Below are 12,301 nucleotides of genomic sequence, written 5' to 3' on the forward strand. Positions count from 1 at the left end.
GGAAAAATATACAAAAAATAAGCGACCGTTATGATCGCTTATTGTAGAGCTTTTTTTAGTGCAGAGATGTTGTCATTCATAATTGCGAAGTAGTCTTTGTTGTTTGCAATATCATCGTTTGTGCGCGCTTCTAAGTTGTGAAGGATAAGTACATCAGCTCCGATTTCGTTTTTCACAACTTCAGCAATTTTCGATGTTACGTTTTGCTCAAAAAAGATATAGTGTATGTCATGGTCTTTGGCGATTTGAATAATCGAAGCAAGCTGCTTTTGTGACGGTTCGTTTGTTGGCGATAGCCCAGTCACGCTTATTTGTTTTAAGCCATATCGTTTCTCCCAATAGCCGTAAGCCGCATGAGCGACAAGAATTTCTTTTCTTTTCGCGCCTTTTATCAATTGTTGGAACTGGCTATCGAGCTGTTCAAGCTGCTGTTTTAACGAAGCAAAGTTTTGTTCAAAATCATTTTTTGCCTCAGGTTTTAGTTCCGTTAACGTTTGTTTAATCGTTTCAGCCATTTGGATTGAATATATCGGATCTAACCAGACATGAGGATCTACATCACCGTGCTCATGCTCATCTTCATGGGCGTGTTCATCTTCATGAGCATGTTCGTCTCCATGAGTATCGTTGGCTGGAAGAAATTCCGTCCCAGCTGTTGCTTCCACGAACTTGACGTGTTCATTCTCTAGCGTTTCGACAACGCGATCAACAAATCCTTCCATTCCTTGACCGATGTAAATGAAAGCGTCAGCATCTGCGATTTGTTGCATCGTTTTTGCCGTCGGTTCGTATGTGTGCACATCAACGCCAGGAGGGTATACGCTTTCCACTTGAACGTGCTCACCGCCAATTTTTTCAGTAAAGTCTTGAAGAGGGTATACAGTTGTATAAACGATAAGTTGATCGTTTTTTTCCTCATTCTTCGATTCATTCGTCTGTTCTTGTTGCGAGCATCCAAACAATAGCAGTGTGCTCGTAAGTATAATGGATAAAATGGTTTTTACCTTCATCTTCTTCCTCCTTCCAAATAAAGAAAGATGTTTCTGATCGTCAAATAACATCTTTCTCACTCCTGTTTTATTATATCGTAATCGTTACGATTTGAAAACTATGAAACAGAAACAAATGGTGGGAGTGGATCGACAAAAGTAGACCAATCTTCAAACGTAATTATTACGATTTACATTGTTTATCATATCGAAAAAAAGAGAAAGGGCAACTATTTTTGCTCTTTCTCTGGAACAGGATCAAATCCACCTGGATGAAATGGATGGCATTTTAAAATGCGTTTGATTGTTAAATAGCCTCCTTTAAGTGCACCGAAGCGACGAATCGCTTCTAATCCGTAATGCGAACAAGTCGGATAAAAGCGACATGTCGGTGGTTTTAAAGGGGAAATAAATCGTTGATAAAAACGAATGAGTAAGATGAATATATGTTTCATGTAATACGCCCGCCCCTATTTTTTCTTATTGTAACATAGTTGGACGAAACAATTCCAACAAAAAAAGATGAAAAAAGTCGGACTTTTGTGTATGATAAAAACGTGACAATTGAAAAAGAGGTGAGAAATATGCCTTCAGTAGAAAGCTTTGAACTAGACCATTGTGCGGTCAAAGCACCGTACGTTCGCCATTGTGGTGTTCATCAAGTCGGTAGCGACGGTGTTGTGAATAAATTTGATATTCGCTTTTGTCAACCAAATAAAGAAGCGATGCAACCGGCAGCGATTCATACACTTGAACATTTACTAGCGGTGCACATTCGTAAGCATGCTGAAAAATACGCTCATTTTGATATTATCGATATTTCTCCGATGGGATGTCAAACGGGGTATTATTTAGTCGTTAGTGGCACGCCAACAGTCGAAGAAATTATTGATTTGCTTGAGGCGACGATGAATGAGGCATTGACGGTTACAGAAGTGCCAGCTGCAACGGAAAAAGAGTGCGGTCAAGCGAAATTGCACGATTTAGAAGGAGCTAAGCGACTTATGCGATATTGGCTATCGCAGCCAAAGGAAGAATTGAAAAAGGTGTTCAGTTAAAAAATAAAGGTTCAGGCGCGCTATACGTCTGGGCCTTTATTTTTTCAGTTGGCAATTTATCAACTATGCTTTCGAAGCGGTCACTACCAATACAATGATGGTTACATGTCTCTCTACATTGTTCATGCAAAAACGTATCATTTTCCAAATTTTTTTTTGTTTGCTATAATGAAAGAGAGGGAAGTTTATAATCGAGGAGGGAATTAGTGTGAAAGAAAAATTAATTGATATTGTCAACAAACAAATTGCAAACTGGAACGTGTTATATGTAAAATTACACAACTACCATTGGTATGTGAAAGGGCCGCAGTTTTTTACGTTGCATACAAAATTTGAAGAGTTGTACAATGAAGCGGCACTACATATTGATGAGTTAGCAGAACGTTTATTAGCATTAGGTGGAAAACCGCTAGCAACGATGAAAGATTATTTAGCGGTAGCATCCGTACATGAAGCAAAAGGAAATGAAACGGCGGAAGAAATGGTAGCGGAAATTGTTCGCGATTTTGAAACGATGATTAAAGAATTGAAAGCTGGCATGGACTACGCCGGAGAAATTGGAGATGAAACAACAGGCGATATGCTTTTAGGCATTCATCAAAGTTTAGAAAAACATGTATGGATGCTCAAATCGTTTCTCGGATAAGGTGGGAGTGGCCCCACCTTATTTGCATGTTCAGTCGCAGATGAGTGCTTTTGTTGCATGAAAATAAATGAATCGACTCACACTAACTGTAACAAACGAAAAAGAGGTGGGTCGATGAAAAAAACGTATTATGTTTCGGTGGCACGTGGTGAGATTTCACAAGTGAAAACGGCTTCCCCATGGGAATTTCGCATTGAAGCGACGGATGAAGAAATCATTCAATTACGGGAGTATTTTGATGAAATGTATTCATCCGATTGGCAATCGTTTTGGCGTGCACATGTGCCATATGTGCAATATCATTATGATCGGCCGAACGACGGGTATGACAACGCAATGAAAAAAGTGTATGAAATGATTTATGAACTTGGCGATGAGGAAGCGAAACAACAAATTGAAACGATGGGTGTCATACAGTTATAAAAGCTGTCGACTACTTCACTGTGTGGTACAATGAAGAAAACATACAGTTGAGGGTAGACGGTGATGATTGTATTTCAAGATTACTACGGATACAACGTTCGACTTTCTTTTTCTGACCATCCTTTCTCGAAGCAACCGAAACATGTTTTCGTTATTTGTCGGTACGGTGGTCGTTGGTTATTGACAAATCACGCTGTACGTGGCTTGGAGTTTCCGGGTGGCAAAGTAGAAGAGGGAGAGACGGCAGAAGAGGCAGCTATTCGTGAAGTAAGGGAAGAAACGGGAGGGGTCGTTGAAAAGATCACGTACATTGGACAGTATGAAGTCAACTGTCCGAATGAAACGATTGTAAAAAATATTTACTTTGCCCATGTTAAATCTTTGGAACAAAGGGAGTCGTATTTTGAAACAAATGGTCCTGTGCTCATTGAGCATATGCCAGATGACATAGCGAAAGATGAACGATTTAGTTTTATTATGAAAGATGGCGTATGGACATATACAAAACAAGAGTTAAAGCGGCGGGGAATGTTGTAAAACCCCACCGCTTTTTGACGTGTGGGGTTATGCGCGTTTTATTAATTTTTTTTCAAACCAACTGACAAGCTGGTACATGATGCTAGAGAGTAAAGCAATCATAAGCAAACTTAATAAAACGAGCGTAAAGTTAAACACTTGGAAGCCGTAAATAATCATATAGCCGAGCCCTTGTTTTGAGACGAGAAATTCACCAACGATGACACCAACCCAAGATAGACCAACGTTTACTTTTAACGTTGAAATGATTGTTGGGAAGGAGGCAGGTAAAATGGCCTCTGTAAACCACTGTCGTTTCGTTGCTCCGAATGTTCGAAGCACTTTTATATAGTTTGCATCGACTTCTTTAAATGAGGTGTAAACGACAATCGTTGTAATGATGATCGAAATGATCGCTCCCATTGCGACGATCGATGTCATATTCGGTCCGAGTGCGACGATTAAAATCGGACCGAGCGCTACTTTTGGCATCGCGTTTAAAATGACTAAATACGGATCAACGATTTTTGAGATGCGCGGAAACCACCAAAGTATTGCTGCAAAACAAACGCCGATCATCGTTCCGGTGATAAAGCCCAGCACCGTCTCTGTTAATGTGACGGTCGTGTGTGTTAGCAATGTATGATCGCGTATTTTGGCGATAAACAAATGCCAAATGGAAGACGGGGAGCTAAATAATAACGGATCAATCCGATGAAATCGGCTTGCGATTTCCCATAAACTAAAAAACGTAATGACAATGATTACTTGAAAAAAACGGACGATTTGTTTTTCGCGTTTTTCATATGCCATATATTGATCATATATACGTTGCAACCACTCATGTTTGTTCAATGCTCTCTAACTCCTTCCAAATCATTTGAAAGAGCGGTGAAAAATCTGGATGTTGGCGGGCTTGAAACGGTGTACACGCTTTTAACGAATCTGGAACGGTAACGATTTTTTGAATTTTTCCCGGTCTTGCGGTAAATAAAACGATGCGGTCGCTCATCGCAATGGCTTCACCAATATCGTGCGTGACAAGAAGTGCTGTTTTTTGATACTGTTTTAACGTTTCCCATACAAGATCTTCTAGTTTGAGCTTTGTTTGATAATCAAGCGCTGAAAACGGCTCATCTAACAGTAATATTTTCGGATCCGTTGCAAGCGTGCGTACGAGTGCAGCGCGTTGGCGCATTCCTCCCGACAATTCATTAGGATAGCGGTCATCGACATCGCGCAGCCCGATTTGATGCAATAGGGCGAGTGTTTGTCTCCTTGTTTTCTCGCTATATTTTCCCATTAGCTTTAATCCAAGTGTCACGTTTTGTTCGATCGTCTTCCATGGGAACAAATAATCATGTTGTAGCATATATCCAATCGTTTGACGCATTGTTCTTATTTCTTTTCCTTCGATAAGCACACGTCCTTTTGTCGGTTCGATCAATCCTGCGATAATTGAAAGAAGCGTTGTTTTTCCACAGCCGCTTGGGCCGAGAAAGGAGACAAACTCTCCTCTCTCGACAGTTAGCGATAGATGATCAAGCGCCAATACGGCAGATTGCTTTGTGACGTAGGCGTGCATCACTTGATCAATCGTTAAAATGGGCATGATGTTCACCTACTTTTTTGCATGTTCAGCAAATGATGTATTGACTAAAATGGAGTGATCCACGTACGACGGTAATTCATTTGCTTCCTTCATCACGTTTTGGAGATTGTTCCATTCTTCTTCATCTAAAATCGGATCAGTTGCGTATGAACCTTGTTGTTTATAGCGATCGACGACTTTTTCAATGAGAGCGATATCTGTATTTTCAAAGTACGGTTGAATGACTGTTGCAATTTCTTTCGCATCATGTGTTTGTACCCATTGTTGTGCTCTATAAAGGGCACGCGTAAATTTTTCGATGACATCTTTATTTTTGTCGATAAAACTTTGTTTTGCCATAAATGTCGTATATGGGAGATGACCAGATTCCGTTCCGAATGAAGCGACAATATATCCTTTTCCTTCTTGTTCAAAAATGCTAGCAGTTGGCTCAAATAGTTGGACGAAATCGCCTGTTCCGCTTGCAAATGCATTGGCAATATTTGCGAATTCAATATTTTGAATGAGGTTTAAATCTTTGTGCGGGTCAATTCCGTGTTGCTTCAAGACGTATTCTCCGACCATTTGCGGCATGCCGCCTTTTCTCTGTCCTAAAAATGTACTTCCTTTCAGTTGATCCCATGTAAAGTTGGCGATTGGTTTTCGTGAAACTAAAAATGTACCATCGGTCTGTGTCAATTGCGCGAAATTGATGATCGGATCAACAGCTCCTTGGCTATACACGTAAATGGACGTTTCGGAACCGACGAGCGCAATATCCGCTCCGTTTGATAAAAGTGTCGTCATCGTTTTATCGCCGCCCCACGTCGTATTCAGTTCGATATGAAGCCCTTCTTCAGCAAAAAAACCTTTTTCAATTGCCACGTATTGTGGAGCGTAAAAAATGGATCGAGTTACTTCTGCAACGCGTAACGTTTTTACATCATTTGATGAGCAGGCTGTAAGTAAAAACATTAAAATAATGAGCAAAAACCCCCATTTTCGCATGTGTTTCCCCTCTTTCCTGTCGTTTGCTTTATCGTATGCGCCTAATAAAAATGTGTGAATGATCTAAAAAGAAAACCGCCGAGCACATCCCCCGACGGTTTAATTAATTGAATGTAAGGCAATCAATTCATATGTAACGATCGTTGTCTCGTTTTCAAGAACAAGTTTTTTGACAACAGCTTGCCCTGTTGCTTCTCCGTGTTTTGTTCGTCTTACTTCTAATGGGACATCAAGCGGATATAAACGATAGCCTTCTTTTTGTAATACAAATAAGTTGTGTTCAATTCGTTTTTCTTTTCCATTTGTGACGATCATTGTTTGTACTTCTAACGGCATACCCATAGGATCACTCCATATTCCACATTTTTACCTTCATTGAAACACATTTATGACGATTACACAACTGCATTTCATATATTGATACTATATCATATAAATAAATCATATGATCTAGTGATAAATTTTATTGACAGGACAAAAATGTAAATGGTACGATGACAATAAGTTTGAAAGAGAGATGTTTGAATATTCATTTCTTTTTTGAACGAAGTGTTTACGTATGAGGGGAGTTTTTTATTGATGAAACAATTTCATTCATTTGGGTGGTATGCGGCTCGCATTGCCCCGTATTTGCCTGAGGAAGCGTTCCGTCCTGTTCCGTCTCGTCTGTTTGGTGGTCTTGCTTACATGCTCGTTTTAGTTAGCAGCATTGTCACGATTTCTTTATTTGATCTCCATTGGTTATGGAACGGATTGCTTTCAGTTGTTATTGGATTTTGTTTTGCTGGTTTAGGGTTTTTAGGACATGAAATTTTGCATGGAACAGTTGTCAAACGGGCGTGGCTTCGTGATTTGTTAGGAGGCATTGCATTTTTGCCACTTTGCACAGGTCCAAAGTTGTGGAGAAAATGGCATAACGCAACGCATCATGTGCATACACAACATGAGGAACTTGATCCGGATGCGTGGCCAACGATCAAACGTTTAGCTCAAAGTCGTTTCCTCCGTTGGGTTTATCGCATTCCGTTTCCGATTCGTGCGGCTTTTTCGTTCTTGTCTTTAGCAGGGATGTTTACAGTTCATTCGCTTCATATGCTTCTTCATTTTTGGAAGGATTTTGAAAAAGGAAATCGTCGTGCCGTATTCTGGCAATTTGTCTTACCATGGTCGGTATGGATTGGGTTATTGTTGATGATCGGAGTAGAAAAATGGCTCTTTGCGTTCGTTCTTCCACTACTTATTGGAAATACGATCGTGATGGGATACATTTCAACGAACCATCGCTTAAATCCGCTCGTTCCAGTTAACGATCCATTAGCAAACAGCTTAACTGTCATCGTTCCGAAGTGGGTCGACATATTGCATTTTAACTTTTCGCACCATACAGAACATCATTTGTTCCCAGCGATGAGTTCAAAATATTATCCGCTCGTTAAACAATATATTAAACAACTACGGCCGGATCGTTATTATGAAATGCCGATGACAAAAGCGTTAATTGCGCTATGGAAAACACCACGGCTTTATCACGAACAAACAGAACTAATCGAGCCGCGTGAAGGATATGTATACGGCACGCTTGGATATGGATTAAATATAGATGACCTTTCGCATAAAGTGAAAGAAAATGTTATAGGAAAAATGGTAAAAGAAAAATAAAGCGTCGCATCTCGGCGCTTTTTGTTTTTATAAAGAAAACAAGACGTGGACAATTCGCCACGTCTTATTATTTTCTTGCATGTTTTATTATAGGGGAGATGTGTCATTGAAAGCTATTTCATTTTTTCTTTTAATTTGCTTTTAATATAATTTTTCGTCTTCTCGTCATTTTTTAGCCTCCTTTTGTTCGTTTTTATATACCACTATATGTTCCATTTCGTAAATGGTTTGTACAAACTTTGTACAAACAATAAAAAAAAGAAAAAAGCTGCCGAAACAGGCAGCTTTTGTTGTTTACGCGATTGGCCCACCGAGTTTTTCGATGCGTGGATCAATGTTTGTGAATTTTTTGAAGTTTTCCTGGAACTTCGCCGCAAGCTCTTTTGCTTTTTGTTCATACGCTTCTGGATCGGCCCATGTGCTTTTTGGTTGCAGCACTTCATCAGGCACACCGGGAACGTGAAGCGGAATATGCAGACCGAAAATCGGGTCTTGAACGGTTTCGACGTTGTTTAATTCTCCTTCTAACGCCGCTTTGACCATCGCGCGCGTATACGATAGCTTCATCCGTTCGCCAATGCCGTATCCGCCTCCCGTCCAGCCGGTGTTGATTAAAAATACTTGAACGCCGTGAGCATCGATTTTTTGTCCAAGCATGTCTGCATATCGTGTTGCTGGAAGCGGTAAAAACGGTGAGCCGAAGCATGTAGAGAACGTTGCTTCCGGCGCTGTCACTCCGCGCTCTGTGCCTGCTAATTTGCTCGTATATCCGCTTAAGAAATGATACATTGCTTGTTCTTTCGTTAATTTACTAATTGGCGGCAATACCCCGAATGCATCTGCTGTTAAAAAGACGATCGTATGCGGATGACCTGCAATGCTTGGTTGAACAATATTATCCATCGCTTCAAGCGGGTACGCCGCACGCGTATTTTCAGTTAACGTTGCATCGTCGTAATTTGGTATGCGCGTATCTGGATCCATCATGACGTTTTCTAATACGGAGCCGAAGCGAATCGCATCGAAAATTTGCGGCTCTTTTTCACGTGATAAGTTAATGCATTTGGCATAACATCCACCTTCAATATTAAAAACACCGTTGTTTGACCAACCGTGCTCGTCATCGCCAATTAGGCGACGGTTTGGATCAGCAGAAAGCGTTGTTTTTCCTGTACCAGATAAACCGAAAAAGAGCGCGACATCACCTTCTTGACCGACGTTTGCTGAACAGTGCATCGGGAAGATTCCTTGTTCTGGCAATAAAAAGTTCATGACAGAGAAAACGGATTTTTTCATTTCACCAGCATATTCTGTTCCACCAATAAGCACGGTACGACGTTCAAATGAGATAATAATAAACGTTTCTGAACGCGTGCCGTCAACAGATGGATTTGCCTTAAATGTTGGTGCAGAAATGACTGTAAATTGTGGTTCATGTGTTTGTAATTCTTCCGCTGTTGGACGAATGAACAATTGATGGGCAAATAAGTTATGCCAAGCAAATTCATTGATAACTTGAATCGGTAAGCGATAAGCAGGATCGGCGCCTGCAAAGCCATTAAATACAAATAGTTCTTCTTTTGTCATTAAATAATCGGTCACTTTGTTGTAAAGTTTATCAAATACTTCTTCAGAAATTGGTTGGTTGACAGTTCCCCAATCAATTTTATGTTTAACAGATGGTTCTTCTACAATATATTTATCTTTTGGAGAACGGCCTGTATATTTTCCGGTTGTTGCACAAATCGCTCCTGATGAAGTTAGGATGCCTTCTTTCCGAGTTAGTACTTTTTCTACTAGTCGTGGTACAGATAAGTTATGAAAAACCCCATCCCTTTGTAAGAGCGTTGATAATTTGTTTGTCAGTTCAATGGAATTCATTGGACAAAACCTACCTTTGTTTGATTTATCTTTATGTAAAAAGTATAACACATTTTGATAAATAGTCCATACTAATTCATGTATTTTTCTTGAATTTATTTTAGACATCATAAAGGGAGAAAAAACGTTGACTCGCTTATGATAGATGTGATATGATGCTGAGATGAACGGATACTCTTATCCCGAGTTGGTGGAGGGGGACAGGCCCGATGAAACCCAGCAACCGTCACATACGTGAAAAGGTGCTAACCTGTGGCAAGGGGACGCCCTTGAACGATAAGAGTGAAAGGCGCAGACAAATGCAAGAACCTTTCCTCTGAGGGAAAGGTTTTTTTCACGATAGACCATAATAAGAGGGATGAGTACCGTATCATTTGTCATTATACTGAGGAGGAATGTTTGAATGCCTAAACGTCGTCTGTTTACATCTGAATCTGTAACGGAAGGGCATCCGGATAAAATTTGTGACCAAATTTCCGATGCGATTTTAGATGCGATTTTAGCGAATGATCCAAATGCGCGTGTTGCATGCGAAACGAGTGTAACAACAGGACTTGTTTTAGTGAGCGGAGAAATTACAACGTCTACATATGTAGATATTCCAAAAATTGTTCGTGAAACGATTCGCGAGATTGGCTATACACGTGCAAAATACGGTTTTGATGCCGATACGTGCGCCGTATTAACGTCAATTGATGAACAATCACCAGACATCGCGATGGGTGTTGACAAAGCGTTAGAAGCTCGTGAAGGGCAAATGACAGATGAAGAAATCGAAGCGATCGGTGCAGGAGACCAAGGATTAATGTTTGGTTTCGCGTGCAACGAAACGAAAGAGCTTATGCCGCTTCCAATTTCACTTGCCCATAAACTTGCGCGCCGTTTAGCAGAAGTGCGTAAAGAAGACATTTTACCATACTTACGCCCGGACGGAAAAACGCAAGTGACAGTGGAGTATGATGAAAACGGCAAACCTGTACGCATTGATACGATCGTTGTTTCCACACAACATCATCCAGAAATTACGCAAGATCAAATTGTGCGCAATATTAAAGAACATGTCATTCAACCTGTCGTTCCAGCGGAGTTGATCGATGAAAACACAAAATATTTCATTAACCCAACAGGTCGTTTCGTCATCGGTGGTCCACAAGGTGACGCAGGGTTAACAGGACGCAAAATTATCGTTGACACTTACGGTGGTTATGCTCGTCACGGCGGTGGGGCTTTCTCAGGAAAAGACCCAACGAAAGTAGATCGCTCGGCAGCATATGCGGCTCGTTACGTAGCGAAAAACATTGTCGCAGCAGGTCTTGCGGATAAATGTGAAGTGCAATTAGCATATGCGATCGGTGTGGCGCAACCTGTATCGATCTCAATCGACACGTTCGGCACAGGCAAAGTATCTGAGGATGTATTAATTGAAGTGGTGCGCAACAACTTCGACCTTCGCCCAGCAGGCATTATTAAAATGCTCGATCTCCGTCGCCCGATTTATAAACAAACAGCAGCTTATGGTCACTTCGGCCGTACGGACATTGATCTTCCTTGGGAGCGTACAGATAAAGCGGAAGCGTTAAAACAACAAGCGTTACAGTTAGCGAAGTAAGGAAAAGAGGAGAGTTACAAGATGTAGCTCTCCTTTCCTATTTTTTAAGTAAGAACAGAAAGTCAACTACCCCCACTTAGCTAACGCTTGAAGTGAGGGCTTGCAACTCCCCAGAAGTGCAAACGGACTCTGTCCTCCTTCCTTGACTTGGGGTTGCATCAGGGGCAGGTTGACGACTACCCAACGACGCAGGTCATGCCTGCATCGTTACCGATTCTCTCGGCATGTCTGTTGGCAGTACTTGGCTTCCACACACAACAGACGAACCCACGCTCGATGTTTTACGGTTACAACGTTTCCTGTAACCAACTCCATACATCGAGTAGCAGTTACTGGAGTGCCTTTATTAAACGGTTTTCTCCACGCCTCTATTATATCATACACAAAAGAAAGGGGGAACGCGCATTCCTCTCCCACTTACTCCCTTTGTTCGTTGAAGTGGGAGTCTCCTGCGCGAAATAGGATGAAGCCCTAAGTAAATGCGCGACACGGCAACGCTAACAGCAATAGGTAAAAGACAAACAGCAAGCGCTGGAGCGTATAGTAAAAACGGAACGATGACAGAAAATATTGCAGTCGTATGTCCTGATGGAAATGAATGGTCAGTTAATGGGTTTTTTGTTACTTTCGTTTTATGCAGTGAAATATACGGTCGTTTGCGAGGATATATTTTTTTCATCATTGTGACAGGAATATGGCTAAGTGCTAAGGCGATCGCACTTGCGATAGCAGTATCGCGCCATTCATCCCGCAATAGCCAAATGGCTAGCATAACCGATGTAATTGAAAATGTAGCCCCTCCAACGTGTGTAATTGAACGAAAATAGGTGTTTAGCCATTTTTGATCAAAATAACGATTAATGCTGTAAAATAACTTGCACTCCCAATCGTACCATTTTCGTAACATAAGCAAATCCCCCT

General features: G+C 41.0%; 14 protein-coding genes and 1 riboswitch. Of the genes, 6 read left to right on the forward strand and 8 right to left on the reverse strand.

All coding sequences use genetic code 11. The features are described 5' to 3' along the window. Positions 1-38: 38 nt before the first annotated feature. On the reverse strand, positions 39-1,010 hold the full coding sequence (locus tag NST18_RS02565) for a metal ABC transporter substrate-binding protein (protein ID WP_004888943.1): 972 nt from the start codon (positions 1,008-1,010) through the stop codon (positions 39-41). 209 nt (positions 1,011-1,219) lie between these two features. Further along, a complete protein-coding gene (gene yidD, locus NST18_RS02570) occupies positions 1,220-1,444 on the reverse strand; it encodes a membrane protein insertion efficiency factor YidD (protein WP_004888944.1) in 225 nt (74 codons plus the stop codon). Between the two features lie 129 nt (positions 1,445-1,573). Between yidD and NST18_RS02575 the strand changes: the two genes are divergently transcribed. From NST18_RS02575 to ytkD, 4 genes are all read left to right on the forward strand, one after another. Beyond that, the gene (locus NST18_RS02575) at positions 1,574-2,047 is read left to right on the forward strand and encodes an S-ribosylhomocysteine lyase (RefSeq protein WP_004888945.1); all 474 of its coding nucleotides are present in this window, start codon (positions 1,574-1,576) and stop codon (positions 2,045-2,047) included. A 208-nt stretch (positions 2,048-2,255) separates the two neighbouring features. Continuing rightward, a complete protein-coding gene (locus tag NST18_RS02580; protein ID WP_004888946.1) occupies positions 2,256-2,693 on the forward strand; it encodes a Dps family protein in 438 nt (145 codons plus the stop codon). Positions 2,694-2,807: 114 nt separating this feature from the next. Continuing rightward, a complete protein-coding gene (locus tag NST18_RS02585; RefSeq protein ID WP_004888947.1) occupies positions 2,808-3,116 on the forward strand; it encodes a hypothetical protein in 309 nt (102 codons plus the stop codon). A 63-nt stretch (positions 3,117-3,179) separates the two neighbouring features. Next, the gene (gene ytkD / locus NST18_RS02590) at positions 3,180-3,653 is read left to right on the forward strand and encodes an RNA deprotection pyrophosphohydrolase (RefSeq protein ID WP_004888948.1); all 474 of its coding nucleotides are present in this window, start codon (positions 3,180-3,182) and stop codon (positions 3,651-3,653) included. 27 nt (positions 3,654-3,680) lie between these two features. Here ytkD and NST18_RS02595 read toward each other — a convergent pair whose 3' ends face one another. The 4 genes from NST18_RS02595 to NST18_RS02610 all read right to left on the reverse strand — a co-directional run bounded on the left by NST18_RS02595 (position 3,681) and on the right by NST18_RS02610 (position 6,573). After that, positions 3,681-4,487: an ABC transporter permease gene (locus NST18_RS02595; protein WP_004888949.1), complete on the reverse strand. Its 807-nt coding sequence runs from the start codon at positions 4,485-4,487 to the stop codon at positions 3,681-3,683. After that, positions 4,474-5,244 (reverse strand): ABC transporter ATP-binding protein, encoded by a 771-nt coding sequence (locus NST18_RS02600; RefSeq protein ID WP_004888950.1) that lies wholly within the window; start codon positions 5,242-5,244, stop codon positions 4,474-4,476. Before NST18_RS02600 ends, NST18_RS02595 begins: the two co-directional genes overlap by 14 nt. Before the next feature lie 9 nt (positions 5,245-5,253). Beyond that, positions 5,254-6,231 carry an ABC transporter substrate-binding protein gene (locus tag NST18_RS02605; RefSeq protein WP_004888951.1) on the reverse strand — a complete coding sequence of 326 codons (978 nt, stop codon included), beginning with the start codon at positions 6,229-6,231 and terminating at the stop codon, positions 5,254-5,256. Positions 6,232-6,330: 99 nt separating this feature from the next. Next, positions 6,331-6,573: a DUF2584 domain-containing protein gene (locus NST18_RS02610; RefSeq protein ID WP_004888952.1), complete on the reverse strand. Its 243-nt coding sequence runs from the start codon at positions 6,571-6,573 to the stop codon at positions 6,331-6,333. A gap of 237 nt (positions 6,574-6,810) precedes the next feature. Here NST18_RS02610 and NST18_RS02615 point away from each other — a divergent pair, with 237 nt between their 5' ends. Continuing rightward, complete coding sequence (locus tag NST18_RS02615) at positions 6,811-7,890, forward strand: fatty acid desaturase family protein (RefSeq protein WP_004888953.1); 1,080 nt, start codon at positions 6,811-6,813, stop codon at positions 7,888-7,890. 294 nt (positions 7,891-8,184) lie between these two features. On the opposite strand, the gene pckA is transcribed toward NST18_RS02615, so the two are convergent. Beyond that, on the reverse strand, positions 8,185-9,771 hold the full coding sequence (gene pckA, locus NST18_RS02620; protein WP_004888954.1) for a phosphoenolpyruvate carboxykinase (ATP): 1,587 nt from the start codon (positions 9,769-9,771) through the stop codon (positions 8,185-8,187). Positions 9,772-9,945: 174 nt separating this feature from the next. Next, positions 9,946-10,054, forward strand: a riboswitch (SAM riboswitch). 120 nt (positions 10,055-10,174) lie between these two features. Here pckA and metK point away from each other — a divergent pair. Next, positions 10,175-11,380, forward strand: a complete 1,206-nt coding sequence (gene metK / locus NST18_RS02625) for a methionine adenosyltransferase (RefSeq protein WP_004888955.1) — start codon at positions 10,175-10,177, stop codon at positions 11,378-11,380. Between the two features lie 376 nt (positions 11,381-11,756). Here metK and NST18_RS02630 read toward each other — a convergent pair whose 3' ends face one another. Further along, positions 11,757-12,287 carry a phosphatase PAP2 family protein gene (locus NST18_RS02630; protein WP_004888956.1) on the reverse strand — a complete coding sequence of 177 codons (531 nt, stop codon included), beginning with the start codon at positions 12,285-12,287 and terminating at the stop codon, positions 11,757-11,759. Positions 12,288-12,301 lie beyond the last annotated feature (14 nt).

Source organism: Anoxybacillus sp. FSL W8-0104 (genome assembly GCF_038004465.1).
GTDB classification, from domain to species: domain Bacteria; phylum Bacillota; class Bacilli; order Bacillales; family Anoxybacillaceae; genus Anoxybacillus; species Anoxybacillus flavithermus_G.

Bases quoted from the DNA above. Each gene is read 5' to 3' on its own strand.
- NST18_RS02565 (WP_004888943.1), bottom strand. From the start codon at position 1,010: ATGAAGGTAAAAACCATTTTATCCATTATACTTACGAGCACACTGCTA.
- yidD (WP_004888944.1), bottom strand. From the start codon at position 1,444: ATGAAACATATATTCATCTTACTCATTCGTTTTTATCAACGATTTATT.
- NST18_RS02575 (WP_004888945.1), top strand. From the start codon at position 1,574: ATGCCTTCAGTAGAAAGCTTTGAACTAGACCATTGTGCGGTCAAAGCA.
- NST18_RS02585 (WP_004888947.1), top strand. From the start codon at position 2,808: ATGAAAAAAACGTATTATGTTTCGGTGGCACGTGGTGAGATTTCACAA.
- ytkD (WP_004888948.1), top strand. From the start codon at position 3,180: ATGATTGTATTTCAAGATTACTACGGATACAACGTTCGACTTTCTTTT.
- NST18_RS02600 (WP_004888950.1), bottom strand. From the start codon at position 5,244: ATGCCCATTTTAACGATTGATCAAGTGATGCACGCCTACGTCACAAAG.
- NST18_RS02605 (WP_004888951.1), bottom strand. From the start codon at position 6,231: ATGCGAAAATGGGGGTTTTTGCTCATTATTTTAATGTTTTTACTTACA.
- NST18_RS02610 (WP_004888952.1), bottom strand. From the start codon at position 6,573: ATGGGTATGCCGTTAGAAGTACAAACAATGATCGTCACAAATGGAAAA.
- NST18_RS02615 (WP_004888953.1), top strand. From the start codon at position 6,811: ATGAAACAATTTCATTCATTTGGGTGGTATGCGGCTCGCATTGCCCCG.
- pckA (WP_004888954.1), bottom strand. From the start codon at position 9,771: ATGAATTCCATTGAACTGACAAACAAATTATCAACGCTCTTACAAAGG.
- metK (WP_004888955.1), top strand. From the start codon at position 10,175: ATGCCTAAACGTCGTCTGTTTACATCTGAATCTGTAACGGAAGGGCAT.
- NST18_RS02630 (WP_004888956.1), bottom strand. From the start codon at position 12,287: ATGTTACGAAAATGGTACGATTGGGAGTGCAAGTTATTTTACAGCATT.